Genomic DNA, 26,750 nt, shown 5'->3' with positions numbered 1-26,750 from the left:
GAGTGTTGCCCACCACCGGAACGTGGTGGTCGAGTGTCCAGGACGGGTGGTGGGGTCTGGCACGATGAGAGGGTGTCGAATCCGCCTGTAGCGACGTGCGTGCGTCATCCTGATCGGTCCACCGGGCTCGCGTGTACGCGGTGTGGGCGGCCCGCCTGTCCGGAGTGCCTGCGGCCCGCCGCCGTGGGGCAGCACTGTGTGGATTGCGTGCGGCAGGGACAGCGCGACGTGCGACCGGTGCGGACCGTGGGCGGGGCGCGAGCGGGTGGGTCGGCGGTGCCGTATGTCACCTACGGGTTGATCGCGGTGAACGTGCTGGTCTATGTGATCACCGCGGCGCAAGCGGGCAGCGCGATGGACAACTATCGCGGCTCGTCGCTGTTCCGGGCGTGGGTGCTGGTGCCGCGGCTGGTGGCCGACGGGGAATGGATCCGGGTGCTCGGGTCGGGGTTCCTGCACTACGGCGCGATCCATCTGCTCGTCAATATGTTCGCGCTCTATGTCGTGGGGCGGGATCTGGAGCGGGTGCTCGGGCGGGTGCGGTTCGCCGGGGTGTATCTGGTGTCGCTGCTGGGTGGTTCGGCCGCGGTCATGGCGCTGACGGAATCGATCGGGGCGACCGCGGGGGCGTCCGGCGCGGTGTACGGCCTGTTCGGCGCGGTCACCGTGACACTGATCCGCCTGCGGCAGAGCCCGACGCCGATGCTGGTGGTGATCGGCGTCAACGTGGTGATCAGCTTCTCGATTCCCGGAATCTCGCTGTGGGGCCACCTCGGTGGACTCGCGGCGGGCACGCTCAGCGCCCTGGGCATCCTGTTCGTCCCGGAATGGCTGTCGGCCAAGAGCCAGGAGACGGCCCAGCGCATCGGCTGGGCGGCCCTGGGCGGTGTGGCGGTGCTGTGCCTGGTGGTCATCGTCGGCGCGGCCGTGGCGCAGCGCGGCGAACCGCCGGTGGTGCTCGTCGGCGCGCCGCCCGGCGTGAGCCAGTCCTGACCGACGCGCCGAGCGGGTCGGTGGCCGTGTCCATCGCCCCTGGTCGACGTGTCGTAGCCGACCGGCGGCGGAACCGAGGCGCCCGCGCCCACTAGGCTCCGTGTTCGTGGCGGTACTGGAGGGCGCGGCGCGCAGGATATCGGCGTTCGGAAGGCGAGCTCTCGGGCTCGACGTGCCGACACCCGATCACACCGTGGCGGTGCTGCACCGCGACGAGAGCGAGGTGCCCGGGCTCGACAAGAACGAGCGGGCCCAGCTCGACCGGATCCGCCTGATGGGCGCGACCGGCACCGTCCTCATGGCGATCGCCGCGCTGGGCATCGGCGCGCAGCCGGTGCACCAGAACCCTGTCTCCGGCGTCCGCGTGCTCGGCATCTTCGCCCGCGCGCACACCGGCTCGCTGGCCATGTGCATGTTCGGCACCGTGCTGGTGATCGGCGCGTGGCTGCTGCTGGGCCGTTTCGCGGTGGGTGGTCTGGCCGGGTCGCCGCTGCACCGGCTCTCGCGCTCCCAGCTGGATCGGACGCTGCTGCTGTGGATCATCCCGCTCAGCGTCGCCCCGCCGATGTTCAGCAACGACGTCTACTCCTACCTGGCGCAGAGCGAGATCGCCGCGCGCGGCATCGACCCCTATGTCGAGGGCCCGGTCGCCGGGCTCGGCATCGACAATGTGCTCACCAACAATGTGCCGACCATCTGGCGCGACACACCCGCCCCCTACGGCCCGCTGTTCCTCTGGATCGGGCGCGGGATCGCGGAGTTGACCGGCGACAACATCATCGCCGGGGTCTGGGTGCACCGGCTGCTGGCCCTGGCCGGGGTGGCGCTGATCGTGTGGGCGCTGCCGCGACTGTCGGTGCGGTGCGGGGTGGCGCCGGTGAGCGCGCTGTGGCTGGGCGCGGCCAATCCGCTGGTGCTGTTCCACCTGGTCGGGGGTGTGCACAACGACGCGCTGATGCTCGGGCTGATGCTGGCGGGCGTCGAGCTGACCCTGCGCGCGATCTACGGCGAAGGAGGCCGACCCGACCGCCTCACCGCGACGAACCTCCCCCCCTTCGACGGACGCGCCTACGCGATGCTCATCGGTGGCGCGGTGGTGATCACGCTGTCCTCGTCGGTGAAACTCACGTCGATCATCGCGCTCGGTTTCGTCGGCATGGCCCTGGCCAGACGCTGGGGTGGTTCGCTGCGGGCGATCGTGAAAGCGGCGTTGCTGCTCGGCCTGATCGCGGCGGTGACGACCCTGCTGGTGAGTTCGCTGAGCGGACTCGGTTTCGGCTGGGTCTTCACCCTCAACACCGCCAGCGCCGTGCGCAGCTGGATGTCGCTGCCGACCGTCATCGGCATCATCACCGGCTTCGGAGGTGTGCTGCTGGGTCTTGGCGATCACACCACGGCACTGCTCTCGATCACCCGGCCGATCGCGGCCCTGGTCGCGGCCTACGTCGTGGTCCGCATGCTGGTGGCCACCGGCACCGGCAGGCTGCACCCGGTCGGCGCGCTCGGTGTCGCCCTCGGCGCGGTCGTCCTGCTGTTCCCCGTGGTCCAGCCCTGGTATCTGCTCTGGGCCATCGTCCCCCTGGCCGCCTGGGCCACCCAGCCGGTCTTCCGTGTCCCGGCCGTCGCCTTCTCCGCTGTCGTGTCGCTGCTCGTGATGCCGCGCGGCGCGGAGTTCCAGGTCTTCCAGATCATCGGCGCCGCACTGGCCGCCGCCGTCTGCTTCGGTCTGTTCTTCGCGCTCACCCGCCACACCCTGCCGTGGCGGGCCCAGACGGGGGTGTCGGCTCCGTCACAGCGGGCCACGGAATACGGTGTGACCTCGTGACAACACGCTCCGGACCGGCCGTCCGCGTCGACGGCGTGGTCAAGCGCTACGGCGAGACCACCGCGGTCGACGGCCTGCGCTTCGACGTCGAGCGCGCCCAGGTGTTCGCGCTGCTCGGCCCCAACGGCGCGGGCAAGACCACCACCGTGGAGATGTGCGAGGGCTTCGTGCGTCCCGACGCGGGCACCGTGCGCGTGCTCGGTCTCGACCCGATCGCCGACTCCGAGCAGCTGCGCCCCCGCATCGGCGTGATGCTGCAGGGCGGCGGCGCCTACCCGGGCGCCCGCGCGGGCGAGATGCTCGACCTGGTCGCCGCCTACTCGGCCGACCCCATCGACCCCGACTGGCTGCTGAACACCCTGGGCCTGCAAGACAATCGCCGCACTCCCTACCGCAGGCTCTCCGGCGGTCAGCAGCAGCGCCTGGCGCTGGCGTGCGCGCTGGTGGGCAGGCCGGAGATCGTCTTCCTGGACGAACCCACCGCGGGCCTGGACGCCCAGGCGCGCCTGATCGTCTGGGAACTCATCGACGCGCTGCGCCGTGACGGCGTGAGCGTCGTGCTCACCACGCACATGATGGACGAGGCCGAACAGCTCGCCGACCAGCTGGTGATCATCGATCACGGCCAGGTCGTCGCCGAGGGCACCCCGGCCGAGGTCACCGCGCACGGCGCCGCGGGTCAGCTGCGCTTCTGCGCCCCACCCAAACTCGACCTCGCCCTGCTCAAATCCGCGCTGCCGGAAGGCTTCTCACCGCGCGAGACCACCCCGGGCACCTACCTCGTCGAAGGCGAGATCAACCCGCAGGTGCTGGCGACCGTCACCGCCTGGTGCGCCAGGATGAACGTGCTGGCCACCGATATCCGCATCGATCAGCGCCGCCTCGAAGACGTCTTCCTCGAACTCACCGGACGGGACCTGCGCGGATGACCGACACCTCGAGCCGCTTCGCCCCCGGCACCTTCGCCCCGGCCCCGCGCCCCGCCTCGCGCGCGGCCATGCTGACCGCGCAGACCGCGCTGGAACTGAAACTGCTGCTGCGCAACGGCGAACAGCTGCTGCTCACCATGTTCATCCCGATCACCCTGCTGGTCGGGCTCACCCTGCTGCCCTTCGGCGATCTCGGCGAGCACCGGGTCGAGAAGATCGTGCCCATGGTGATGATGACCGCGGTGATGTCGACCGCGTTCACCGGCCAGGCCATCGCCGTGGGCTTCGACCGCCGCTACGGCGCGCTCAAACGCCTCGGCGCCACTCCCCTGCCCCGCTGGGGTGTGATCGCGGGCAAGTGCGCGGCGGTATTGATCGTGGTGGTGCTGCAGGCGATCCTGCTCGGCGGGATCGGGATGGCCCTGGGCTGGCGGCCCGGGTTCGGTGGCCTGGCGCTCGGCGCGCTGGTGATCGCCCTGGGCACCGCGACCTTCGCCGCCATGGGCCTGCTGCTGGGCGGCACGCTCAAGGCCGAGGTCGTGCTGGCGCTGGCCAATATCCTGTGGTTCATCATGCTGGGCGTGGCGAGCCTGGTGCTCGTCGGCGACTCGCTGCACACCGCGGTGACCGTGCTCGTGCGGCTGGTGCCCTCCGGCGCGCTGGCCTTCGCCCTGGAAGCGGCCCTGTCCGGCACCGTCGACTGGTTCGGTGTCGCGGTGCTCGCGGCCTGGGGACTGGTCTGCGGCATCCTGGCGACCCGCCTGTTCCGCTTCAGCTGACAAGATCAACGACGCGTTGTAGTAGCCCTGCCGATCGACCGGATTCGACGGCCAGTACCATCATGACGTGCTGTATCGCGCCTTCCTGGGACTCGTCGACCGGCTTCCGCTCCCCTCGCTGCGGGTGCAGCGGCTCATCGCCTTCGCGGTGATCCTCAGCCAGGCCGGGATCTCGGTGACCGGCGCCGTCGTGCGCGTCACCGCCTCCGGCCTCGGCTGCCCGACCTGGCCGCAGTGCTTCCCCGGCAGCTTCACCCCGATCGGGGTGTCGGAGGTGCCGATCATCCATCAGACCGTCGAGTTCGGCAACCGCCTGCTGACCTTCGCGGTGACGCTGTGCGCGGCGCTGATCGTGCTGGCGGTCGTGCGCGCGCGGCGACGCAAGGAGGTGCTGGTCTACGCGTGGCTGATGCCCGGCGGCACGGTCGTGCAGGCGATCATCGGCGGCATCACCGTACGTACCGGCCTGCTGTGGTGGACCGTCGCGGTGCATCTGCTGGCCTCGATGGCCATGGTGTGGCTGGCGGTGGTGCTCTACGCCAAGATCAGCGAACCCGACGACGGCGTCGAGACCGTCCAGGTCCCCGCGCCCCTGCGCTGGCTGACGGTGCTCAGCGGCGTCGCGCTGGCTGGCGTGCTGATCGCGGGCACGCTGGTGACCGGCGCCGGACCGCACGCGGGCGACAAGAGCATCGATCGCCAGGTCGAACGGTTGCAGGTCGAGATCGTCACCCTGGTGCACCTGCACTCGCAACTGCTCGTCGGCTATCTCGCGCTGCTGGTCGGCCTGGCGTTCGGGCTCTACGCCGTCGGGATGACGCCCGCGATCCGCAAGCGGCTCTGGGTCGTGCTCGGACTCGTGGTCGCACAGGCACTGGTCGGCATCGTCCAGTACTTCACCGATGTGCCCGCCGCGCTGGTCGCGATTCACGTCGGCGGTGCGGCGGCCTGCACGGCGGCGACCGCCGCGCTGTGGGCCTCGCTGCGCACCAGGGAACGCATCGAGGTACCGGCTGCGGTCCCCGCCGTCTCCTGACCCCTGAACGACGACAGCCCGCGGTCTCGGCGAGATCGCGGGCTGTGTGCGTTCGAACGACTTACGCGCCGGAGAAGACGTCGGCGTTGCGCGCCTTCGGGAACCGCTTCTGGTGGGCGACCCAGCCCGCCATCTTCTTCCAGTGCGACTTCAGCGGGGTGACGATCGAGCCGAGCTCGCGGCTCCACTCGTCGGTCTCGGCCAGCCCGTCGACCTTCTCGACCAGCGCCTTGGCGGTCGCCATATCGGCCACCACGCGGTCGCCGAGGATGCCGTCGGAGCCGACCAGGGTGATGCGCACGCCCTGCTCACCGAGGTACTGCAGGACGGCCGTGCCCGAACCACCGTGCTCGGCGACGAACTTCGCGACGGACTTCTCGACCTCGGCGGGCACCCGCACGGCGGCCGGGGCGTCGGTGGTAGCACTCATGGGCGAGAGTTTACCGGCCGGTAGTCGCGAGTCCACCCCCGAGTGGTGTCGAACACGGGGTGTACAAAGGAGACTCATGCGCGCCATTCAGGTTTCCGAGCACGGTGGTCCCGAGGTCCTGCGATCGGTGGAGCTGCCCGACCCGCGGATCGGTCCCGGTCAGCTGCTGGTCGACACCCAGGCCATCGGCGTGAACTTCATCGACACCTATTTCCGCACCGGCCTGTATCCGCAGGCGACGCCGTACATCCCGGGCTCCGAGGGCACCGGGATCGTGGCGGCGGTCGGCGCGGAGGTCACCGGGTTCGCCGTGGGCGACCGGGTGGCCTGGGCGTCGGCCCCGGGCAGCTATGCCGAGAAGGTCGCCGTCGACGCCGACGTCGCGGTACAGGTGCCCGAGGGCGTCGAGCCGACCGTGGCCGCCGCCGCCCTCCTGCAGGGCATGACCGCCCACTACCTGATCGAGTCGGTGTTCCGTCCCGAGCCCGGTGACCCGGTGCTGATCCACGCGGGCGCGGGCGGCGTGGGTCTGCTGCTCACCCAGATGGCCGCCGCCAAGGGCGCCCGGGTGATCACCACCGTCTCCACCGACGACAAGGAGAAACTCTCCCGCGCGGCGGGCGCCGCCGAGGTGCTGCGCTACGGCGACGACCTGGCCGACCGTGTCCGCGCGCTGACCGGCGGCGAGGGTGTCGCCGCGGTGTACGACGGCGTCGGCGCGAGCACCTTCGACGCGAGCCTGGCCTCGCTGCGGGTGCGCGGCACCCTGGCCCTGTTCGGCGGGGCCAGCGGCGCGGTCCCGCCATTCGACCCGCAGCGTCTCAACGCCGCCGGTTCCGTCTGGCTGACCCGTCCGTCCCTGGGCGCCTACACCCGCGACCGCGCCGAATTCCTGTGGCGCGCCACCGATGTCTTCGACGGCATCGCCGCGGGCACGCTCGATTTCCGGATCGGCGCCACCTTCCCACTCGCCGACGCCGCGCGGGCGCACACCGAGCTCGCGGCCCGCCGCACCACCGGCTCGATCGTCCTGCTGCCGTGAGCCGCCCGCGGCCGGCACCACATTGACCGGGGCGGATCGCTGGCGCGTCCCGTCCGCGATCCGGCACCGCGCCTCTACATTCGGTCCATGAGCACGCCCACCTCAGCGGCCCCGGGCACGGCACGGCGCCTGAGCTATCCGATGTTCGCCGTGATCGTCGTGGTCTACCTGGCGATCATCCAGCTCGGCGGACTGGCGCTGGAACAGCTGTCCGGCGAGGACGATTTCTTCACCACCCGCGGCGTGGTGTTCGGCATGATCCTCCCGCTCGGCGCCGCACTCGCCTTCACCTACGGCGTCATCACCTACCTCGGCTGGTTGCGGCCGGTCCTGCACGACGACCGACCCACCCGGCCCTGGGTGTGGGTGGTGCCGATCGTGTTCGTGGTCGCCATCGCCGCCGGGATCGACTACGGCGCGCTGGCCGAGAAGGGCTGGGTCTATGTCCTCGTGCTGCTGGTGGCCACCCAGTTCGTCGGGTGGGGCGAGGAGGGCATCTTCCGCGGCATCGGCGTGACGGTGCTGCGTGAACACGGACTCACCGAGGGCCGCGTGGCGCTGTGGTCGAGTGTCGTCTTCGGCGCGGTACACCTGACCAATGTGATCGGGCACGGCCTCTCGGCGCTGCCGCAGGCGATCATCGTCAGCCTGGCGGGCTACTTCTTCTATCTGATCCGCCGGGTCAGCCGCGGCAACGCCCTCAACTCGGTCACCCACGGCCTGTTCGACTTCGCCCTGCTCAGCGGCGTGGCGATCCTGCCGGACCAGACCTTCTATCCCGGCACCCTGCTGCCGATCCTGCTCTATCCGGTGCTCGCGATCATCCTGCTGGTCAAGCGCCGCGCTATCGAACCGGCGAGCACGGCTCAGTAGTCGCGGCCGGTGAGCCCGCGGTAGACGAAGCGGGTGATCGACTCGATCGCCTCCTCGTCGGTGAGGGTCACCGCGCCCTCGCGCACCATGCGCAGCATGCCGTCCACGGCGGCGAACATCATCGCCAGGCTGGCGTCCACGGTGCCGGGCAGGGCGAGTCCGCGCGCCGGGAAATCCGCCACGTGGTCGGCGATGTCGGCGCGCTGCTCGGCGCCGAAACCCGCGATCACGCGGGCGAAGTCCGGGCTGACCTGCGCCGCCTCCTCCATCGCCCGCAAGACCGCCGCGTTCGCCCGCGCGAAGGTCCAGTACCCGCTCACGTGGTAGCGCACCGCCGCCGGGTCGGTGAAGTCGGCGAGGTGGGCGGGGTCGGCCGCTCGCTCGTCACTGGCGGCGGCCAGGTCGCCCAGCAGAGCCTGGAGCAGCTCTTCCTTGCCGGCGAAGTGGTTGTAGAAGGAGCCCGCCGCACGTCCGGCGGCCGCGGTGATGTCGGTGATCTTGGTGTTCAGATAGCCGCGCTCGGCGAACAGTTGACGCGCGGCGTCCTTGAGCGCCTGCTCGGTCTCCGCCGATTTCTCGCGCCTGCTGCCTGCCACCGATGCCACCTCCTTGACAGCAGACCGTACCAAGAGTGAAACTGAATTCGCATTCACTGAATTTTGATTCACCATAAACTCTCGGAGGCTGTCTCATGTCCGACCAGGTAGTTGTCACCGGCGCGGGCCCGACCGGGCTCACCCTCGCCCTCGATCTGGCCCGACGCGGCCTCGCGGTGCGCATCGTCGACCGGGCCGCCGTACCGTTCGCCGGTTCGCGCGGTGACGGCATCCAGCCGCGCACCTTGGAAGTGTTCGACGACCTCGGCGTGCTCGACGCGGTCCTGGCCGCCGGGCGCGATCTGCCGATCATGCGCGCCTACTTCGGCGGCACCCCGGTGGGCGAACGCCGGATGGCCGAGCCCGTCGCCCCGACACCGGACGTGCCCTACCCGAACGCCTGGGTCCTCGGCCAGTCCGATACCGAGGCCATCCTGCGGGCCCGGCTCGCCGAACTCGGCGTCACCGTCGAATTCGGTACGGCGGTCACCGATTTCACCCAGGACGACACCGGCGTCACGGTCGCCCTCCAGCACGGCGAGACGATCCGCGCCGCCTACCTGGTCGGGGCCGACGGCGGCGCGAGCACGGTCCGCAAGCGCCTGGGCATCGCCTTCACGGGCAGCACCGACGAGTCCCTGCGCATGCTGCTCGGCGATGTCCGCGCCGACGCCCTCGATCACGAGTACGGCTACTGGTTCGCCGCGTCCGCCGACCGGCCCACCGACGGCATCGCCCTGTCACCGCTGCCCGGCGGCCGCCTGTTCCAGTTCGCCGCACCCCTGGCCGAGGACCGCGACCCCGACCTGGCCGCCCTCCAGGAGTTGATGGACCGGCACGCACCCGGTGCTGGTGCGCAGCTCAGCGATCTGCGCTGGATCACCGTGTGGCGCCCCAATATCCGGCTGGCCGAACGGTTCCGCGACGGCCGGGTACTGCTCGCGGGCGACGCCGCGCACGTGCACCCGCCTACCGGCGGCCAGGGCCTCAATACCGGCGTCCAGGACGCCTACAACCTCGGCTGGAAACTCGCCGCCGCCCTGCACGGCGACCCGGCGCCACTGGACACCTACGAACCGGAGCGCCGCGCGGTGGCCGCCCGCATCCTCGGCCTGAGCACCGAACTCCTGGACAAGCTGGTCGACGGTGCCGAGGACGCGATGGCCCGCGGCCCCGAGACCCGCCAGCTCGACATCAGCTACCGCTCCCCCTCCGACCACGGCCCGCTGGTCGCGGGTGACCGTGCACCCGATGCACCCTTGCACGACATGCAAGGCCGCCCGATCCGCCTGTTCGACGCCTTCCGCGGCCCCCACGCGACCCTGCTCCGCTTCGCCTCGGCGACCTCCGGCGAACCACCGGCCTCCCCGACCGACAGCGGCCGGGACCCGCTCTTCGGCGAGATCCGCACCGTCGAGATCCACCGGACGGGTGCGGGCAACGCCCCCGGCGCCCTGGTCGACACCGACGGACACGCCTTCACCGTCTACGCGGCCCACCCCGGGGCCCACGTCCTCATCCGCCCGGACGGTCACCTCGCCCAGCGCTGGTGACCCCGGAAACGACCGATGGCCGGGCACCCCGCCCGGCCATCGGTCCGTCTCGAAGAATCAGAGCCCGAAGAAGCTGCCCACGGTGTCCCACCCGAGCACCGAGTCCACGGCCAGCCCGCAGAACACCACCGCCAGGTAGTTGTTCGACTGCAGGAACAGCCGCAGCGGCTTCACCGACTCACCGCGGCGCACCCCGGCGTAGAGCTGGTGGGCCATCAGCAGGAACCACGCACCGGCCACCAACGCGACCGCCGCGTAGATGACACCCGTCGCGGGCACCAGCGCCAGCGTGGCCAGCACGGTCAGCCAGGTGTAGATGACGATCTGCTTGGTGACCACCCGCTCGGTCGCCACCACCGGCAGCATCGGCACGCCCGCCGCGCGGTAGTCCTCCTTGTAGCGCATGGCCAGCGCCCAGGTGTGCGGCGGCGTCCAGAAGAAGATCACCGCGAACAGCACGATCGCGGGCCAGCCGATGGTGCCGGTCACCGCCGACCAGCCGACCAGGGCGGGCATGCACCCGGCCGCGCCGCCCCAGACCACGTTCTGCGAGGTCCGGCGCTTGAGGCCCTTGGTGTAGACGAAGACGTAGAACAGGATCGTCGCGACCACCAGCAGGCCGCTGAGCAGGTTGGCCTGCCACCACAGCCAGGCGAAGGACAGCGCGCCGAGCGTCACGCCGAAGACGAAGGCGTTGCGGGTGGGCACCGCGTCGCGAGCCAGCGGCCGACGCGCGGTCCGCTTCATCACCTTGTCGATGTCGGCGTCGGCGACGCAGTTGAGGGTGTTGGCACTCGCGGCGCCCATCCAGCCGCCGAACAGGGTGACCAGGATCAGCCGGATGTCGACGGTGCCGCGGTCGGCCAGCAGCATCGTCGGGATGGTGGCCACGAGCAGCAGCTCGATGACGCGGGGCTTGGTGAGCGCGATGTAGGCCAGGGGCTTGCGCACGATCCGCGCGGGGAGGGAATCTCCGGCGAGGCGGTCGGCGAGCGCCGTCGACGACGATCCGTGCGCACCGCTACTACCCGGCTGGTGACCGATCCGCACTGTTTCTCCTCGTACGCGCTTCGCATCCGGCATTGGAACGAGCAGCGCGCGGCTGCGGCGCGGCCACTACTACAGAGGATGGTAGACCCACGCCGGTCCCGCTCCGCGTCAGGCCCCCGCGACCGTGCGGGTGGTCACCGTCCCCCGCCCGCCGCGAACGCGCCTACACTCACACCCAGGGTTCGCGCCGGTTCGGTATAGCAGCACCTCTAGGGTATTCCTGTACATCGGTACGCACCCCGGCCGCGTGCGATCCGTACCGACACCATCGCCGCTGCCATGTATCGCCGTCGACGAAACCTAGGTCAGGAGAACCACGGTCGTGTCAGTCACAGACGACATTCGCGCCCTCACTCAGCGGAACTACCCCAGCGACTGGACGGACCTGGACACCAAGGCCGTCGACACGGCCCGTGTACTCGCCGCCGATGCCGTGCAGAAGGCGGGCAACGGCCACCCGGGCACCGCGATGAGCCTCGCGCCGGTCGCCTACACGCTCTTCCAGCGGACGATGCGCCACGACCCCACCGAGCCGCGCTGGGTCGGCCGCGATCGCTTCGTCCTGTCCTGTGGGCATTCCAGCCTCACCCTTTACATCCAGCTCTACCTGGCCGGTTTCGGCCTGGAGCTGACCGATCTCGAGCAGCTGCGCCAGTGGGACTCGCTGACCCCGGGTCACCCCGAGTTCCGCCACACCGACGGCGTCGAGATCACCACCGGCCCGCTCGGTCAGGGCCTGGCCTCCGCGGTCGGCATGGCGATGGCCGCCCGTCGTGAGCGCGGCCTGTTCGACCCGGACGCCCCCGCGGGCACCTCCCCGTTCGACCACTTCATCTACACCATCGCCTCCGACGGTGACCTGCAGGAAGGTGTCACCGCGGAGGCCTCCTCGATCGCGGGCACCCAGCAGCTGGGCAACCTCGTGGTGATCTACGACGACAACGAGATCTCCATCGAGGACGACACCGACATCGCCTTCACCGAGGACGTCCCCGCGCGCTACGAGGCCTACGGCTGGCACGTGCAGGTCGTCGAGGGCGGCGAGGACGTCGTCGCCATCGAAACCGCGATCGAGGCCGCCAAGGCGGTGACCGACAAGCCGTCGATCATCATCCTGCGCACCATCATCGGTTTCCCGGCCCCGAACAAGATGAACACCGGCGGCGTGCACGGCGCGGCGCTGGGCGCCGACGAGGTCGCCGCGGTGAAGAAGGCCCTGGGCTTCGACCCGGAGAAGTCCTTCGACGTGGACCCGGCCGTCATCGAGCACACCCGCCGGGCCCAGGCCCGGGGCACCGAGGCCAAGGCCACCTGGCAGCAGGACTTCGACAAGTGGGCCGCGGCGCACCCGTCGAACAAGGCCCTGTTCGACCGGCTGCAGACCCGCTCGCTGCCCGCGGGCTGGACCGAGTCGCTGCCGACCTACGAGCCCGACGCCAAGGGCATGGCCACCCGCAAGGCCTCCGGCAAGTTCCTGGCCGCCGTGGCCGACGAGCTGCCCGAGCTGTGGGGCGGTTCGGCCGACCTGGCCGAGTCCAACAACACCACCATGCCCAACCAGCCGAGCTTCGGCCCCGAGTCGATCTCCACCGGTGCCTGGAAGGCGCAGCCCTACGGCCGCACCCTGCACTTCGGCATCCGTGAGCACGCCATGGGCTCGATCCTCAACGGCATCGCGCTGCACGGCCCGACCCGCCCCTACGGCGGCACCTTCCTGGTGTTCTCCGACTACATGCGCCCGGCCGTGCGCCTGGCCGCGCTCATGCGGGTGCCCTCGATCTACGTGTGGACCCACGACTCCATCGGCCTGGGCGAGGACGGCCCCACCCACCAGCCGATCGAGCACCTGGCCGCGCTGCGCGCCATCCCCGGCCTGAACGTGGTCCGCCCCGGTGACGCCAACGAGACCACCTACGCCTGGCGCACCATCCTCGAGCGCGACTCCGACGAGCACACCTCGCACTTCCACACCTACGACACCCCGCACCAGGACGGCCCGTCGGCGCTGGCGCTGACCCGCCAGGACGTGCCCACCCTCGAGGGCACCAGCTACGAGGGCGTCAAGAAGGGCGGCTACATCCTCGCCGAGGCGTCCACCGGCACCCCGCAGGTGATCCTCGTAGGCACCGGTTCGGAGCTGCAGCTCGCCGTCGCCGCGCGCACTACGCTGGAGGAGCAGGGCATCCCGACCCGCGTGGTCTCGATGCCGTGTGTGGAGTGGTTCGACGCGCAGGACCAGGGCTACCGCGACGAGGTGTTCCCGCCGTCGGTGCGCGCCAGGGTCGTCGTCGAGGCGGGCATCGCGATGCCGTGGCATCGGTTCGTCGGTGACGCGGGCGAGATCGTCTCGATCGAGCACTTCGGCGCGTCGGCGAACTTCAAGAAGCTCTACAGCGAATTCGGTATCACCGCCGATGCCGTCGTCGCCGCCGCACAGCGTTCGCTCGACAAGGTGAAGGGGTAACACCATGGCACAGAACGAGAATCTCGCCGCGCTCTCGGCCGCGGGCGTCTCGGTGTGGCTCGACGATCTGTCCCGCGATCGGATCGACTCCGGCAATCTCGCCGAGTTGATCGCGACCCGTGGCGTCGTCGGGGTCACCACCAACCCGAGCATCTTCCAGGCCGCGCTCAGCAAGGGCCACGGCTACGACACCCAGCTGCGTGAGCTCGCCGCCCAGGGCGCCGACGCCGACGCCGCGATCCGCACCATGACCACCGACGACGTGCGCGCCGCCTGCGACGTGCTCGCCCCGGTCTTCGAGCGGACCGGCGGCGTGGACGGCCGGGTCTCGATCGAGGTCGACCCGCGCTTCGCCTTCGACGCCGACAAGACCGTCGCCCAGGCGATCGAGCTGTGGAAGATCGTCGACCGCAAGAACCTGTTCATCAAGATCCCGGCCACCGAGGCGGGCCTGCCCGCCATCACCGCGGTGATCGGCGAGGGCATCAGCGTCAATGTCACGCTGATCTTCTCGGTCCCGCGCTACCGCGCGGTGATGGGCGCCTACCTCGACGGGCTGCGCAACGCCAAGATCGGCGGCCACGACCTGGCCAAGATCCACTCGGTCGCCTCGTTCTTCGTCTCCCGCGTGGACACCGAGATCGACAAGCGCCTCGAGGCGATCGGCACCCCCGAGGCGCTGGCGCTGCGCGGCAAGGCGGGCGTGGCCAACGCCCGGCTGGCCTACGCCGAGTACCAGGACGTGTTCGACGGTGGCGCGCACACCTCCACCTACAACCACCTGGCCGCCCAGGGCGGCAACCGGCAGCGGCCGCTGTGGGCGTCGACCGGGGTGAAGAACCCGGACTACTCCGACACCCTCTACGTCACCGAGCTGGTCGGCCCGAACACGGTCAACACCCTGCCGGAGAAGACCCTCGAGGCCTTCGCCGACCACGGCGAGGTCCGTGGCGACACGCTCAGCGGCCACGCGGTCGAGGCCGCCCAGGTCTTCGCCGACCTGGAAGCCGTCGGCATCGACCTGGCCGACGTGTTCGACCTGCTCGAGCGCGAGGGCGTCGACAAGTTCGAATCCGCGTGGGGCGAACTGATCGAGGCCACCACCGCCGAACTGACCGCGGCGGCGGGGGGCAACTGACCCGATGGCAGGCACAGCATCGACGAATCAGGCGGGGCTGTGGCAGAACCCGCTGCGCGACGAACGCGACAAACGGGTCCCCTTCATCGCGGGCCCGTGCTGCCTGGTGATCTTCGGTGTCACCGGAGATCTGTCCCGTAAGAAGCTGATGCCTGCCATCTACGACCTGGCGAACCAGGGGCTGTTGCCCCCCGGTTTCGCCCTGGTCGGCTTCGCCCGGCGCAACTACGCCGACGAAGACTTCGCCGCGGTGGTGCTCACCGCGGTCAAGCAGCACGCCCGCACGCCCTTCCGCCAGGAGGTCTGGGACCACCTGGCCGAAGGTCTGCGCTTCGTGCAGGGCAGCTTCGACGACGACGTCGCCTTCGCCACCCTCGCCGAGACCCTGCGCACGCTCGACGCCGAACGCGGCACCGGCGGCAATTACGCCTTCTACCTGTCGATCCCGCCGAACATGTTCCCGGTGGTGCTCGACCAGCTCTCCGAACACGGCCTGGCCAAGCCCGCCGACACCGCCCCCGACGGCTACCTGCCGTGGCGGCGGGTGGTGATCGAGAAGCCCTTCGGCCACGATCTCGACAGCGCCAAGGAACTCAACGCGCTGGTCAACCGGGTGTTCCCCGAGGAGCAGGTCTTCCGCATCGACCACTACCTTGGCAAGGAGACGGTGCAGAACATCCTGGCGCTGCGCTTCGCCAACGAGCTCTACGAACCGATCTGGAACGCCAACTACGTCGACAGCGTGCAGATCACCATGGCCGAGGACATCGGCCTGGGCGGTCGCGCGGGCTATTACGACGGCATCGGCGCCGCCCGCGACGTCATCCAGAACCACCTGCTGCAACTGCTGGCGCTCACCGCCATGGAGGAACCCACCTCCTTCGAGCCGATGCAGCTCACCGCCGAGAAGATCAAGGCCCTCTCCGCCACCAAACTCGTCGAGCCACTGGACGAGACGACCGCGCGCGGCCAATACACCGAGGGCTGGCAGGGCAGCGAACACGTCGTCGGCCTGCACGAGGAAGAGGGCTTCGACCCCCAGTCGCGCACCGAGACCTACGCCGCCATCACCCTGCACGTGGAGAACCGCCGCTGGGCCGGAGTGCCGTTCTACCTGCGCACCGGCAAGCGCCTGGGCCGTCGCGTCACCGAGATCGCCGTGGTGTTCAAGCGCGCCCCGCACCTGCCCTTCGACCAGACCATGACCGAGGAACTGGGCCAGAACGCGCTGGTCATCCGGGTGCAGCCGGACGAGGGCATCACCCTGCGCTTCGGCTCCAAGGTCCCCGGCTCCAGCATGGAAGTGCGCGACGTGAACATGGACTTCAGCTACGGCGAGGCGTTCACCGAGTCCTCCCCGGAGGCCTACGAGCGGCTCATCCTCGACGTGCTGCTCGGCGTCCCGTCGCTGTTCCCGGTCAACGCCGAGGTCGAATTGTCCTGGCGCATCCTCGATCCCGTGCTCGCGCACTGGGCCGCCGAGGGCAAGCCCGAACCCTACGAGGCGGGCACCTGGGGTCCCGCCTCGGCCGACGAGATGCTCGCGCGCAGCGGGCGGGAATGGCGGCGCCCGTGATCGTCGACATGCCCGACACCGACACCATCGCCGTCGCCAAACGCATGGTGCAGCTGCGCGAGACCAACGGCGTGATCACCCAGGGCCGCGTGCTGACCCTGGTGGTCTGCACCCTGGACTCCTCCGAGGCCGAGGACGCCATCGACGCCGCCAACGACGCCAGCCGCGAACACCCCTGCCGGGTGATCGTGCTGGCCCGTGGCGACCGCGACGCCGAGACCCGCCTCGACGCCCAGATCCGCGTCGGCGGCGACGCGGGCGCGGCCGAGGTCATCGTGCTGCGGCTGCAGGGTCCGCTGGTGAACCACGAGAGCAGCGTCGTCACCCCGTTCCTGCTGCCCGACACACCCGTGGTGGCGTGGTGGCCGCGCGGGGCGCCGGAGTTCCCGTCTCAGGACTCGGTGGGCAGGCTGGCCAAGCGCCGGATCACCGACGCCACCTTCGCCCCCGACCCGCAGGCCGCCATCAAGAAGCGCCGCTACTCCTACGCGCCCGGTGATACCGACCTGGCCTGGAGCCGCATCACCTACTGGCGCGCGCTGCTGGCCGCCGCGCTGGACGAACCGCCGTTCGCGCCGGTCACCGCGGTGACGGTGTCGGGGCTGGCCGAGGAGCCCGCGCTCGACACCCTCGCCGGGTGGCTCGCCGCGCGGCTGAACTGTCCCGTCCTCCGCAAGACGGGTGAGCTGCGGGTGGAACTCCACCGTGGCTCGGATTCGATCGCCATCGCTCGTCCGCAGTTGGGAAGGACCGCTACGCTGACCCGCACCGGCGAACCCGATCAGCGAATTGCGCTGGCGCGCCGGGAAACTCGCGACTGCCTCGCCGAAGAACTGCGGCGTCTCGACGCCGACGAGATCTACGCCGAGGCGCTCGCCGGAATCGAGAAGGTGACCTATGAGTGAGCGCATCGACGTACACGACGAGCTCGGCGCCGAGTTCCCCGCCAACACCGTCGAGGTCCACGACGACCCCGACCAGCTCGCCGACGCCGCCGCCGAACGTTTCGTCGACGTGATCGTCGCCGCCCAGGCCGAGCGCGGCACCGCCTCGGTCTCGCTGACCGGCGGCAGCGACGGCATCCGCCTGCTCGAACGCGTCCGCCGCGCCCCGGGCGCCATCGACTGGTCCCAGCTCTACGTCTACTGGGGCGACGAGCGTTTCGTCCCCGACGGCGACGCCGACCGCAACGAGCTGCAGGCCCGCCAGGCCCTGCTCGACCACGTCCCGCTCGACCCCGCCCACGTCTTCCCGATCGCCGCCTCCGACGGCACCTACGGCTCCCCCGAGGCGGCCGCCGCGGCCTACGCCCAGCTCATCCACACCGAGCTCGACGAGCGCGGCGAGTTCGACCTCACCGTGCTCGGCATGGGCCCCGAGGGTCACATCGACTCGCTGTTCCCGCACTCCCCCGCCATCCGCGAGCAGACCGATTACGTTGTCGCCGTGCACGATTGCCCCAAGCCGCCGCCCACCCGGGTGAGCCTGACACTGCCCGCGATCCACCGTTCGCGCCACGTCATGCTCGTGGTGAGCGGCGTCGGCAAGGCCGCCGCGGTCGCCGCCGCCGTCAACGGCGCCTCCCCCGACGACGTCCCGTCCGCGGGTGCCGTCGGCATCGACTCCACCACATGGGTCATCGACGAGGCGGCCGCCACCGACCTGCTGCTCGACCACGAGGAAGACTGACCGCGAGTTGTTCCGATGCCGGGCCCCGTCGCGGGCCCGGCATCGTCGTTTCCGCGCGGGGCCCGGCATCGCCTTTCCGCGCGTCACCTCGGCACCCGTCCGGTCGGTGGTCGAGGTACTCGGTATGGTCGAGGCTGTTCGACCGGCCGGAAGGGTGAGTCCATCAGCATGATCCAAACCGAGGCAGTGACCTTCCCCGATCACATCCACGGCTATCCCCGGGTCGCCTTCGGCGGTTACGTCGCTGGCCTGCTGGCCCGCCGCTCCGGCGCCGAGACCGTGCGCGTCGATTTCCGCCGCGCCGTCCCCGTCGGCACCCCCATCGCCCTGTCCGCGGGCGAGCCCGGCCACACCGTCCTCGTCGACGCCGAGGGCACCCTCCTCGCCCAGGCCGCCCCCGCCACCCTGGACCTGACTCCGCCACCGGCCCCCTCCTGGGCCGCGGCGAGCGCCGCCACCGACGCCGCCCTCACCAGCCCGAAACGCCCCGTCACCGACTGCTTCGGCTGCGGCGTCGAATGCGCCCCCGGCAACGGACTACGCCTGTTCCCCTGGGCCGTCCCCGACAGCCGGCTCATGGCCGCCGCCTGGACCCCCGACCCCGGCCTGGCCGACGACACCGGTCATCTCCCCCCGGAAATCATCTGGTCCGCCCTGGACTGCCCCGGCGGCATCGCCGCCTGGGTCCACCAGGGCATGGCCAAGGGCGCCGTCACCGCCGCCCTCACCGCCACCCAGCTCCGCCCCGCCCCCGCCGACACCGACTACATCGCCCACGCCTGGCCGATCCACCACGAAGGCCGCAAACACACCGTCGGCGTCGCCCTCTCCACCCGCGACGGCGACCTCTGCGCGGCGGCCGAGGCCCTCTGGGTCGCCCCGCGCGCCTAGCGAACGATCACAAGGGCAGCATGTCCGCACGGAGCGCCTGACGCACCCGCCACTGCTCGGGTGACCCCGTCGGCCAGGGAAACCCACCCTGGTCGAACACCCGATTCAGGTACGCCACGAACGGCATGGTCGATTCGCCGACGAACAGCCCGTCCACACACCCGTCCGGCAACCCGATCCCATACGGCTCTCCCCCACTGACGTTCTCCTTGTGCAGCCGATCCGGCGCGAGCGGCAGCACGAACCGTGTTCCCGACTCCCACTCACTCCACCTGTCGTACTCCTCGGCGAAGAATTCACGGATCGACGATTCGGGATGGTGCGACCCTTCCACCTGGATCACCAGCGGATCTCCCGACGCCGACTCCGGCAAGTCCGGATGCGTACCGACCAGCCACACGTCTCCGACCAGCCGCACCCACGACAGCAGCGTCATGGGCACGGCACCGAACCGCTCCCCGAGCCAGCGCGCGTGCTCGGCGGCGTTCTCGGTCGCCGGGATGAAGGGCACCACGGGCACCTGGTCGTCGTCGTTGGTGTGAAATCGGTAGCCGCTCTCGGTCAGCCGCTCGACGATCACCTCGATATTGCGCCGGGCGCGCAGCGCCATCTCGTCACAGACCAGCTGCGCTTCCTCGGCGAATGTGCTGTCGTGGATCGTGGCGCCCAGTTGCCGCAGCTCGTGCCAGACCTGTTCCCGCTGCCCGTCTCGATACCGGCCGAGCCAGTCGGGCGATGACGCCGTTCTCACGCCTGGCCATCCTGCCACCCGGCACTCAGGGATGCGGCGTCGGCCGATAGACGAGCTCCTGGATATCACCGTCGAGCGTCCGGCTCTCCAGCAACTCGAGATCGAAATCCGCCGCCCCACGGAAGATCGCAGCGTCCCCCGTCTTCCCCGTGATCACCGGGAAAATCGTCACCTGCACCCGATCCACCAACCCCGCCGCCAGCAACGCCCGATTCATCGACAGACTCCCATGTGACCGCAACGGCACCCCCGATTCCTCCTTCAACCGCGCGACGATATCCACCGCATCCCCACTCACCACCGTCGCATCCGGCCAATCCAACGGCTCACGCAACGTCGTCGACACCACCGTCGCAGGCAGATTCCGCATCTTCGTCACCCACGGATCCCGCACCGACTCCTCCCCGGACGCCAGAATCTCCCGAAATGCCCGATAAGTATTGGCCCCGAACACCATCCGCTGCTCCCCGCCATACAGCGAAAGCCGATGCTCCAACAACTCCGGCCCCTGCTTCCCCCAGTAACCACCCCAATCACCCCCGCTCACCCCACCGAACCCGTCGAGACTCGAAAACACATCGAACGTATACGTAGCAGTCATGCCATTCTCCTCGGTTGGTCGATCGTCTACGAATACAGACGACCACCCCCACCGATATTCATCGCAGCCCAGAGCCCGAATCGCTCCCCTGTTGCGCCGACATGTGGGCGCCGCTAGCGTGACGCACGAAGGTTCCACGGGGGAAACGGGGAAATATGCACCACCACGATCACTGCGGCGTGGTCCGCCGATGAGGAAGATCATCTACTACGCAAGCGCGACAGTGTCGCTCATCCTCTCCATCAGCGGATGCGCCTCCGGTAACGACGTGCACCCCGAAGCAACGACTGCCATCCAGCCGACCGATCTCTGGAGCCTGATCAGTGCGACCACCGCCCAGTCTCCGCTGACGAACGAGAAGATCAACGCGCTGTACAACACCCGTCTGGAGGGCACCGGACGCCGCGATATCGGCCCGGTCGTCGCCGTCGGCGGCATCCCTATCGAAGAAGTGACCAGTGTCAGCCGCCCCGACGGCACCTGGGCCTTCACCCACCTGGAAATCGACGAACCACGCTGCATCAGCCTCGACGAGGTGAAAACGCACTACCCCGACATCGAGAAGACGAGCATGCCGCGCGGCCATTCCCTGGAGGAACGCTATGTGTGGACATCCTGGCAACCGTGGGGAACCCTGAACTGCGGCTTCCCGGAACGCGACTACTGCCTCGCCGGTTTCGCCCTCTACACCGAAGACGAGTACACGAGACGGCCCTACCCGTCATCCTGACAGGACGAGGATCACCCGGCGGTTCTCCTCCCTCGACTCGCGGCGCGTAGAGCTCAGCATTGAACAGAACCCGCGCCCCGTGCCCCGTGAACAATGCGCGCTGAAGAGAACGCAGCACCACGATCCCTTCCGCATCGGAAAACGTGCTCACCATCCGGAACTCCGTACCAGCACCGAACAGAAGAGCACCTTCGCGGTGTCTGCTTCCGATATCTTGCGTTCGTCGCCAACCGCCCTGCGCAGCCTCTCGACATCGCGATAGAACTCGTCGCGATCCGCATACCCGAGCGCACGAACCGGAATCGGCGCACGGGTGCAGATCCCCACCCAGCTCGCCAGTGCGGCATCCACCGAAATCGCGTTCTCGTCCGGCCAGCAGTGCCAAATCGCGTTCCACGGTCGCCATGATCTCCCCTAGCTGCCGAGCCATTCGATCGTCCGGTCGAAAACTGTTCGCAGAACCTCGGATTCGGGCCGAATCTGCGCCTCGGTCACGGCCTCACCGGTCCGCGACAACACGGTCACCGAGGCAGTGACCAGCCAGTCTCCAACCTGACCCACCAGCCGCTCCTGCACCATCGGCGTATCCACCAGCTGCTGACCATCAGCGCGCACACCCTGCGTCCCGACGTACCGATAGCCCACAGCATCCGGCCCCACGTCCGGCGCCGTACCCCGCGTCAGTGCCAACGTCTGCCGCTGCGAGCTCGCACTGATCACCTCGCATTCCCTCACCGCATCCGCGAAGTCGCCGACCGACTGCTCCGTGTCGACGACATACACGAGATAGACCGCCGAACCCATTCCCGAGGACACCGACTCTCCCGCCCCGGGACCCGCCGGCGGCTCGATCAGCTTCCGGCACCGCTCCTCGTCGAACGCCATCCGATCTCCGACACCGGGCAAGGCCGAATCGAACGACTCGGGTGCCCCGATCATCGAGTAACCAACCGGAAAATCCGCCAGCGGCGGCAACGCCGCGAGCGGATCGACGCCAGCACCGGTATCGGACCCACAGGCCGCCAGCACCACCGCCGTGGCGGCCAGGAGCGCGCCGCGCAGACCCGCCCTCACTTGATGTCCTGGGTGGGATCGGGGATGTTCAACGTCGTCGGGCTGTTGCGCTGCACGGTCATGACCTCGTCGATCGATGCGGAGCGCCACTCTCCGGGCGGCATCGCCACCGGATAGCCCTGGCCGCCGGTGATCGGCACGACCATCTTCTGCTCCTGGATCTCGTACTTCGGCTCCCACACGATCATGGATTTGCCGTCGTTGTTGTAGATTTCCTTTTCGGTCATCTCGACCAGTCGGACCCGGTAGCTCGTACCCTCGTTGATACTTCCGCTCGGCACCGACCAGGTCTGATGCCCCCGGTGTCCAGTCGGTCGTGTACTTGTCCGGGTCGAGCTGGACCGTCCGCGGCGACTCGATCGGCATCCGCGCACCGCTCTCGCCGCCGCACGCACGTTCTCCAGCGCCTCCTTGACCGCCGTCGTCGACGCGTCCGCGTCCACCTGCAACGCCCCCGCGGCAGTGGAATACGACGACGCGCCCAGCTGAGGCAGCAAGGTCTGGTGGGCGCTCGCCGAGATCGTGGTCGTGCCGTCGTCGCCGACCTCGTAGCCGTTGGCCTGCGCGGGCCGCACCGCGTTCACCACCGCGCTCTTGGCCGACTCCAGAGTGCTCGCACCGGCTTTCGCGGCGCTCGCACCGTCCTGCAGTGCTGTGATGAACGTCTTCGTGGTGGTGCGGACCTCTTCGTGCTTGGTCCGCATCGCCTCGGCGGCGGTACCGGTCCAGAAGTCCCGGCTCGCGTCCACCCCGTCGGCCAGCGACTTCTGTTCCGCGGTACCAAGTGTCGTCACACCAGCGCCGCCTGCGCCGCGCCCAGGTCACCCGCGTTCTGCGCGTCCTTGCTCTGGAATTCCGTCACCGCCGTCGATGTCGCCTTCGACAGGGCCTCGTACTCACTGACCAGCGTCTGCGCGGAAGACCGTCCCCAATTCCGACTTCGCTTTACCCAGCGTTGTCGCGAGCTCCTGTGTCCGTGTCGGATCCAGATCCAGATCTGTTGCGCCAGCCATCATTTCCCCCGTTTCTCGCAGTTCGTTCGGCGGCAACGCTAGGCGTCCCCCGCGCAAGCGCAACAAGATCGAACGTGCCCGTCGACGCTTGCTCACGGGACCGATAGGCTCACCGGAGAATCCGGGTAGAGAAGGTAGCGCGGCATGGGGGATATCGATCCGGTCTCGGGGCACATCGAACGGCTCCAGCGTGCGCTCACCGACGCCAGGGGCAAAGCCACCAGCGCCGACGGCACACTGCGGGTGGAGGTCGGGGCCAACGGCACCCTGCACAGCGTCGAACTGGGCGAGGGAGGAGCCGATCTCGATCCCCGGGTGCTCGTCTCGATGATCGTGGACCTGCACCGGGAGGCAGTGGCCGACGCGGCGGCGGTCATGCGCGAAGCCGTGGCGGCGCTGGGCAGCGATCCGCGCCTCCAGGAGGGCAGGCAGGAGGTCGTCGACAAACTCGCCCGGCCACGACCGGTCGACGAGAACCCAGACACCACAGCATCTTCCACGACCGGCGACACCTCCCCGGCGGAGGAGCCGCACCCGCCCACCCGCGCATCCGTCCCCACACCCGACGACACACCTGCTGTCGGCGGTGAACCACCCCGGACAACACCTTCTCTGCCCCCTCCACCCGCTCCGCGTCCCGCACCACCCGCGCGAGCACCGCGACGCCCCGCCGCACCGGCCCGCCTGTCCGAATTCGACCCGGTCACGTTCGCGCCGGTTACCCGTCCGCGCCCGTTGTCGACACCTGCGGTGGACACCGACCGACCGCGACGCGCCACACCGCCCAGGGCACCCACGCGCACCGATCAGCCATGGCCGTCGAGCTCAACCGCCGAACACGCACCCGTCGAACCGGGAAACACACCGCCGGTTTCGCCTCCGGATACGACCGCCTCCACCGCCGCGCTCCCCGCCGAGGAATCCCCCACCGCGCGACCAGCGCTCGAGGTCGAGATCGTGCCGTGGGGCGAACCCGCCGACGACACCGCCGTCAATGACGAGGGCTGGCCGCCCGACGACCACCTCACCCTGTCGAGCGACTGGTGGAACCTCCCGTCACCCGACGGACGCTGACCGTCCGAAACGACCAGCCCGCCGCTCAGACCAGCCAGCTCTTGCGCTGGAAATACTCCGCTTCGGGATCGTCCTCGTCGTCGTAGTAGTTGTCGCGCGGCGCCGGACGCAGCGTCCGGGCGGTGGCGTCGACACGCTCCTGAAGCTGGCGCAGCAGCTCGTCCGGCGGACCCGGTGTGATGGAGATGTCGTCGGCGCTGAGCTCGTGCAGCAGGTAGCGGCCGTCGTTCGGGTAGTCGAGCCAGAGGAAAGCGCGACCGTCGTCGGTGGGCTTGGAATCGAGCGCGAAACCGGGCAGCACCGTGATCTCGCCCATTCCGATCCGTTCGCGACGGAAGAACCGCTGCATCTCCTCGACGGGCGAGAGCCGAGTGGGATGGCGCCCGTAGGTCGGCTGCTCCATCTCGCTGCGCCGCCCGTGGAACGGCCGGTGGCCGCCCGCCGAGAGCCGGGGCAGCCTGCCGATCACCTCGGCGGCGATCCGATGCGACTGGTGGGTGCTCACCGTGATGTCGGTGCCGTACTCGCGCGTGGGACCGGGCCGCTGCACCGCCAATGTCGCGGTGTGCCCGGAGATCCCGGCGTGGATGCGGACCACCTGTGACTGGTCCGGCCCGTAGAACCCGTACACCTCGATCCGCATCTCCGGTTCGAGCAGCACCGCGAGCGCGCTGTAGAGCGCCTCGTCGAACCGGCTTGCCAGACGCTGCGCGGCGGTGGCACGGCTGCGTTCCAGGTCGCCGGGGAATTCCAGATCGCGCGGGAACCAGCTCAGCGGGTAGGGCAGCCGGTCGCGACCGAGTGCTTCGAGAGCGATGGTGAAGGTGAGCCCTTCCATCTGCCAGGTCGACCCGGTCATTCGCCGATCACCCCGCCCGGCGGCAGCACGCGCGGCTGGACGCCGAGCAGTTCGGTCTCGCGGTCCTGGATGAGGTAGTCGGGGATCTTGTGCTCGCTGTCGTCGTCACCCTTGCCGCGCGCGCCACCGGCGCCCATGCCACCCATACCCGGCATGCCGTTGCGGCCGCCGCTCGCACCGGTACCACCGCGCGCCCCCGCGCCCGTGCCCGCCGGTTGTCCCGGGACGCCCGCGACCGGCGTTCCCGCACTCGGCGTCCCACTCGGCGTGCCGCCCGGCGAACCGCCGCCGGGATTGCCACCGGTACCCAGCGGCGATCCACCACCGGGAGTGCTCGGCGTGACACCCGCGGGCGTGGTCGTGTCCGGGGTCGTGCCCGCCGGGGTGGTGGTGTCCGGGTCAGTCGTCTCCGGGGTGTCGGTCTCGGTGTCGTCCGGATCGTCGGTGTCGGTGTCGTCCGGATCGGTGTCCTCGGGATCCGTCCCCGACGGGGTGGTCGGTGTCTCCGGGGTGGTCGTCGTCTTCGGCTTGTCGGTGTCCGACGGATCGTCGGTGCCGTTGCTGTTCGGCTTGTTGCCGCCCGGATCGGTGGTGTCGGACTTGAAGGTGCTCACGGCGGGCGCGAGGACCGGCGTGTGCTCGTCGACGTCCTTCGCGACCGGCTGATAGACGGTCTTCATCACCTCCTGCGCCGCCTTCGACGACTCGTCGGCCCGGTACTTCGCCGTCTTCAGCAGCCCCGTACCCGGAATCATCGCGACCGCCTTGTCGAAGGCGGACACGTCCTCCGGCTCACCGACGGCCGTCTTCGCGTGTCCGAGAGCCGTTTCGAGCAGGTCGATGCTGTTGGCCACCATCTCGAAGGTCAGGGCGAGCTTCTCGGCCTCGGTCCCGTAGGCCCGCGTACTCTCCATCGCCGCGGTGGCCGACTTGCCCTGCCAGTGCTCCTGGATGGCCCGCTCGACCTCCGCGCGGAACGTGCTGACGGCTTCCCGCATACCGCCGTTGCCGCCCTCCCCCTCGTCGAGCCGCCGCCAGCCGTTGGCACCGGAGTTGATGTCACTGGCCTTCACCGCGGGCTTACCGTTGTTGCCCTGCAACGCATCCCAGATGTCCTGATGGGACCAGGTGTCGAAGTCTTCGTGGTTGGTGATCTTCTGCCCGGCGTACTGCCCGTCGAACCGCCCCTGCAACATCGACCGCTCGGAACTGATGACCTGCTTGTCGTTACCGAACTGGTTGTCCGCGTCCTGATTCCGCGACTTCTGCTGGTCGGAATTCTCCGACGACTGGGAATAGTTGTCGTAGACCTTGGCGCCACCGATGGTGATGATGGCGGGCAGGGCGATGGCGAAAGGGAAGACCATCAGATCTCACCCTCCTTCTGACCGAGCTGGGTGCCGCTCTTCTGATCGGAGTCTTGGAGTTTGCCGATGGCGGCGGCGTAGGTGTCGCGCATGAGGGCGGCGATCTCGACATGCTGTTCCAGGCGCTTGACTGCCGAATCGGTCGGGTTGTCGCCCTCGCCATTCACAGCCTTGTTCTGGAACTTCTCCTTGAGCACGTCGGCGGAAGGAATTCCGCCGTAGCCGGATAGGAATCCCAGATACCGGGCGTCGATCTTCAGCTTGTCCAATTTGGACGCGTAAGTGCTACACGCCGCCCTGAGCGCTTCGCCGATTCCTTCTTCCATCTTGAACTCACCGGCAATAGCTTTCTGCTTGAGTGTTTTCCACTCAGCGATGTCTTTGTCCAGACCATCAGCCATTAGATTCCTCCCCTAC

Annotated in this window: 27 protein-coding genes; 16 read left to right on the top strand and 11 right to left on the bottom strand. The window is 69.4% G+C overall.

Going from position 1 to position 26,750, the window contains the following annotated elements; translation table 11 throughout:
- Positions 1-72 precede the first annotated feature (72 nt).
- The 5 genes from QC180_RS20080 (at position 73) to QC180_RS20060 (ending at position 5,562) form a co-directional block, all read left to right on the top strand.
- Positions 73-993 (top strand): rhomboid family intramembrane serine protease, encoded by a 921-nt coding sequence (locus tag QC180_RS20080; RefSeq protein ID WP_278264311.1) that lies wholly within the window; start codon positions 73-75, stop codon positions 991-993.
- A 106-nt stretch (positions 994-1,099) separates the two neighbouring features.
- Entirely contained in the window at positions 1,100-2,818 is a 1,719-nt protein-coding gene (mptB, locus tag QC180_RS20075) for a polyprenol phosphomannose-dependent alpha 1,6 mannosyltransferase MptB (RefSeq protein WP_278264310.1), read from the top strand.
- Positions 2,815-3,747 (top strand): ABC transporter ATP-binding protein, encoded by a 933-nt coding sequence (locus tag QC180_RS20070; RefSeq protein ID WP_278264309.1) that lies wholly within the window; start codon positions 2,815-2,817, stop codon positions 3,745-3,747. Before mptB ends, QC180_RS20070 begins: the two co-directional genes overlap by 4 nt.
- On the top strand, positions 3,744-4,526 hold the full coding sequence (locus QC180_RS20065) for an ABC transporter permease (RefSeq protein WP_278264308.1): 783 nt from the start codon (positions 3,744-3,746) through the stop codon (positions 4,524-4,526). Before QC180_RS20070 ends, QC180_RS20065 begins: the two co-directional genes overlap by 4 nt.
- Before the next feature lie 67 nt (positions 4,527-4,593).
- A complete protein-coding gene (locus QC180_RS20060) occupies positions 4,594-5,562 on the top strand; it encodes a COX15/CtaA family protein (protein WP_278264307.1) in 969 nt (322 codons plus the stop codon).
- A 61-nt stretch (positions 5,563-5,623) separates the two neighbouring features.
- On the opposite strand, the gene QC180_RS20055 is transcribed toward QC180_RS20060, so the two are convergent.
- Positions 5,624-5,992 carry a hypothetical protein gene (locus QC180_RS20055; RefSeq protein WP_278264306.1) on the bottom strand — a complete coding sequence of 123 codons (369 nt, stop codon included), beginning with the start codon at positions 5,990-5,992 and terminating at the stop codon, positions 5,624-5,626.
- 76 nt (positions 5,993-6,068) lie between these two features.
- On the opposite strand from QC180_RS20055, the gene QC180_RS20050 reads away from it, so the two are divergent.
- Positions 6,069-7,034: a quinone oxidoreductase family protein gene (locus tag QC180_RS20050; RefSeq protein WP_278264305.1), complete on the top strand. Its 966-nt coding sequence runs from the start codon at positions 6,069-6,071 to the stop codon at positions 7,032-7,034.
- Between the two features lie 87 nt (positions 7,035-7,121).
- Positions 7,122-7,907, top strand: coding sequence for a CPBP family intramembrane glutamic endopeptidase (locus QC180_RS20045; protein ID WP_278264304.1), 786 nt, complete (start codon positions 7,122-7,124; stop codon positions 7,905-7,907).
- Here QC180_RS20045 and QC180_RS20040 read toward each other — a convergent pair.
- Complete coding sequence (locus QC180_RS20040) at positions 7,901-8,503, bottom strand: TetR/AcrR family transcriptional regulator (RefSeq protein WP_278264303.1); 603 nt, start codon at positions 8,501-8,503, stop codon at positions 7,901-7,903. The two genes, QC180_RS20045 and QC180_RS20040, sit on opposite strands and share 7 nt — an antisense overlap.
- A gap of 95 nt (positions 8,504-8,598) precedes the next feature.
- On the opposite strand from QC180_RS20040, the gene QC180_RS20035 reads away from it, so the two are divergent.
- Positions 8,599-10,056 (top strand): FAD-dependent monooxygenase, encoded by a 1,458-nt coding sequence (locus QC180_RS20035; protein WP_278264302.1) that lies wholly within the window; start codon positions 8,599-8,601, stop codon positions 10,054-10,056.
- A gap of 57 nt (positions 10,057-10,113) precedes the next feature.
- Here the strand turns inward: QC180_RS20035 and QC180_RS20030 are convergent, their stop codons facing one another.
- A complete protein-coding gene (locus tag QC180_RS20030; RefSeq protein WP_278264301.1) occupies positions 10,114-11,106 on the bottom strand; it encodes a heme o synthase in 993 nt (330 codons plus the stop codon).
- Positions 11,107-11,428: 322 nt separating this feature from the next.
- On the opposite strand from QC180_RS20030, the gene tkt reads away from it, so the two are divergent.
- From tkt to QC180_RS20000, 6 genes are all read left to right on the top strand, one after another.
- Complete coding sequence (tkt, locus tag QC180_RS20025) at positions 11,429-13,570, top strand: transketolase (RefSeq protein ID WP_278264300.1); 2,142 nt, start codon at positions 11,429-11,431, stop codon at positions 13,568-13,570.
- 4 nt (positions 13,571-13,574) lie between these two features.
- A complete protein-coding gene (gene tal, locus QC180_RS20020; protein ID WP_278264299.1) occupies positions 13,575-14,708 on the top strand; it encodes a transaldolase in 1,134 nt (377 codons plus the stop codon).
- Between the two features lie 4 nt (positions 14,709-14,712).
- Positions 14,713-16,284 carry a glucose-6-phosphate dehydrogenase gene (gene zwf, locus QC180_RS20015; protein WP_278264298.1) on the top strand — a complete coding sequence of 524 codons (1,572 nt, stop codon included), beginning with the start codon at positions 14,713-14,715 and terminating at the stop codon, positions 16,282-16,284.
- Positions 16,281-17,189: a glucose-6-phosphate dehydrogenase assembly protein OpcA gene (gene opcA / locus QC180_RS20010; protein WP_278264297.1), complete on the top strand. Its 909-nt coding sequence runs from the start codon at positions 16,281-16,283 to the stop codon at positions 17,187-17,189. Before zwf ends, opcA begins: the two co-directional genes overlap by 4 nt.
- On the top strand, positions 17,182-17,973 hold the full coding sequence (gene pgl / locus QC180_RS20005; protein WP_278264296.1) for a 6-phosphogluconolactonase: 792 nt from the start codon (positions 17,182-17,184) through the stop codon (positions 17,971-17,973). Before opcA ends, pgl begins: the two co-directional genes overlap by 8 nt.
- 168 nt (positions 17,974-18,141) lie before the next feature.
- On the top strand, positions 18,142-18,864 hold the full coding sequence (locus QC180_RS20000; RefSeq protein WP_278264295.1) for a PaaI family thioesterase: 723 nt from the start codon (positions 18,142-18,144) through the stop codon (positions 18,862-18,864).
- A 7-nt stretch (positions 18,865-18,871) separates the two neighbouring features.
- Here the strand turns inward: QC180_RS20000 and QC180_RS19995 are convergent, their stop codons facing one another.
- Positions 18,872-19,615 (bottom strand): hypothetical protein, encoded by a 744-nt coding sequence (locus tag QC180_RS19995; protein WP_278264294.1) that lies wholly within the window; start codon positions 19,613-19,615, stop codon positions 18,872-18,874.
- Between the two features lie 25 nt (positions 19,616-19,640).
- A complete protein-coding gene (locus QC180_RS19990; protein WP_278264293.1) occupies positions 19,641-20,216 on the bottom strand; it encodes a dihydrofolate reductase family protein in 576 nt (191 codons plus the stop codon).
- A gap of 190 nt (positions 20,217-20,406) precedes the next feature.
- On the opposite strand from QC180_RS19990, the gene QC180_RS19985 reads away from it, so the two are divergent.
- Entirely contained in the window at positions 20,407-20,946 is a 540-nt protein-coding gene (locus tag QC180_RS19985; RefSeq protein WP_278264292.1) for a hypothetical protein, read from the top strand.
- Positions 20,947-21,093: 147 nt separating this feature from the next.
- Here QC180_RS19985 and QC180_RS19980 read toward each other — a convergent pair whose 3' ends face one another.
- The 3 genes from QC180_RS19980 to QC180_RS19970 form a co-directional block, all read right to left on the bottom strand.
- Positions 21,094-21,297, bottom strand: a complete 204-nt coding sequence (locus QC180_RS19980; protein ID WP_278264291.1) for a hypothetical protein — start codon at positions 21,295-21,297, stop codon at positions 21,094-21,096.
- 63 nt (positions 21,298-21,360) lie between these two features.
- Complete coding sequence (locus QC180_RS19975; protein WP_278264290.1) at positions 21,361-22,020, bottom strand: DUF5642 family protein; 660 nt, start codon at positions 22,018-22,020, stop codon at positions 21,361-21,363.
- Positions 22,017-22,814, bottom strand: coding sequence for a hypothetical protein (locus QC180_RS19970; RefSeq protein ID WP_278264289.1), 798 nt, complete (start codon positions 22,812-22,814; stop codon positions 22,017-22,019). The genes QC180_RS19975 and QC180_RS19970 overlap by 4 nt, the downstream gene beginning before the upstream one ends.
- 363 nt (positions 22,815-23,177) lie before the next feature.
- On the opposite strand from QC180_RS19970, the gene QC180_RS19965 reads away from it, so the two are divergent.
- Positions 23,178-24,107, top strand: a complete 930-nt coding sequence (locus QC180_RS19965; protein WP_278264288.1) for a YbaB/EbfC family nucleoid-associated protein — start codon at positions 23,178-23,180, stop codon at positions 24,105-24,107.
- 25 nt (positions 24,108-24,132) lie between these two features.
- Here QC180_RS19965 and QC180_RS19960 read toward each other — a convergent pair whose 3' ends face one another.
- The 3 genes from QC180_RS19960 to QC180_RS19950 are packed head-to-tail and all read right to left on the bottom strand — an operon-like array spanning position 24,133 to position 26,734.
- Positions 24,133-24,966 carry an ESX secretion-associated protein EspG gene (locus QC180_RS19960; RefSeq protein WP_278264287.1) on the bottom strand — a complete coding sequence of 278 codons (834 nt, stop codon included), beginning with the start codon at positions 24,964-24,966 and terminating at the stop codon, positions 24,133-24,135.
- Positions 24,963-26,333: a hypothetical protein gene (locus tag QC180_RS19955; protein WP_278264286.1), complete on the bottom strand. Its 1,371-nt coding sequence runs from the start codon at positions 26,331-26,333 to the stop codon at positions 24,963-24,965. Before QC180_RS19955 ends, QC180_RS19960 begins: the two co-directional genes overlap by 4 nt.
- A complete protein-coding gene (locus tag QC180_RS19950; RefSeq protein WP_278264285.1) occupies positions 26,333-26,734 on the bottom strand; it encodes a hypothetical protein in 402 nt (133 codons plus the stop codon). Before QC180_RS19950 ends, QC180_RS19955 begins: the two co-directional genes overlap by 1 nt.
- Positions 26,735-26,750 lie beyond the last annotated feature (16 nt).

It is taken from the genome of Nocardia anocheti (assembly GCF_029675105.1).
Taxonomy (GTDB): Bacteria; Actinomycetota; Actinomycetes; order Mycobacteriales; family Mycobacteriaceae; genus Nocardia.
This window is presented reverse-complemented; position numbering and strand designations above follow the sequence as displayed.